1 protein-coding gene is annotated in these 837 nt (G+C 73.0%); it reads right to left on the bottom strand.

Annotated features, from left to right (window positions below):
- Positions 1-131: 131 nt before the first annotated feature.
- On the bottom strand, positions 132-837 hold a 706-nt coding region (gene serB, locus L2I40_RS23870; RefSeq protein ID WP_237217829.1), incomplete at its 5' end, for a phosphoserine phosphatase SerB.

Below are 837 nucleotides of genomic sequence, written 5' to 3'. Positions count from 1 at the left end.
GGACCTCGTTCTTCATGGCCGGCAGGGAGGGCCCGAGGCCCCTCCCTGCCGGCCATAAACTCATGGGTTCCAAGGGCCGGCTGGCCCTTGGTGGGGAAGGTCCGGGAGGGGCAAGGCCCCTCCCGCGGTGCTCATCCCAGGCGGAACTCGCTGCGCCGGTAGCCCTGGGCGAAGAGCAGCGCGGTCAGGTCGGTGTGGTCCACGCGTGCCGCCGCGGCCGCGGCGACCACGGGCTTGGCGCGGAAGGCCACGCCGAGCCCCGCCGCGCGGATCATGTCGAGGTCGTTGGCGCCATCCCCCACGGCCAGCGTCGCCTCCATCGCCAGCCCGTTCTCGGTGGCGAGGCGCGTCAGCGTCGCGAGCTTGGCGTTGCGGTCGAAGATCGGCTCCGCGACGCGGCCCGTCAGCTTGCCGGCCGCGATCTCCAGCGTGTTGGAGACGTGGTGGTGGAAGCCGAGCCGCTCCGCGACGCGCCCGGTGAAGAAGGTGAAGCCGCCCGAGGCAAGGCAGGTGACGGCGCCATGCGCGCGCATCGTGCCGACCAGCTCCGCGGCACCCGGCATCATCCGCGTGTCGCGCCACACCGCGTCCAGCGCGTCGGCGGCGAGACCTTCCAGCATGCCGACGCGCTCGATCAGCGCGGCGCGGAAGTCGAGCTCGCCGTTCATCGAGCGGCGGGTGATCTCGGCGATCTTCTCCTTCAGCCCCGCGAAGGCGGCGATCTCGTCCAGCGTCTCCGTCGTGACGATGGTGCTGTCCATGTCGGCGACGAGCAGCCGCTTGCGCCGGCCCTCCCGCGGCGCGGCGATGGCGCCAACGGGGGCGCCGCCCAGGGCG

It is taken from the genome of Falsiroseomonas oryziterrae, assembly GCF_021864505.1.
Classification (GTDB): domain Bacteria; phylum Pseudomonadota; class Alphaproteobacteria; order Acetobacterales; family Acetobacteraceae; genus Falsiroseomonas; species Falsiroseomonas oryziterrae.
Note: the sequence above shows the minus strand (reverse complement) of the source record. Positions and strands in the feature narration are given on the sequence as shown.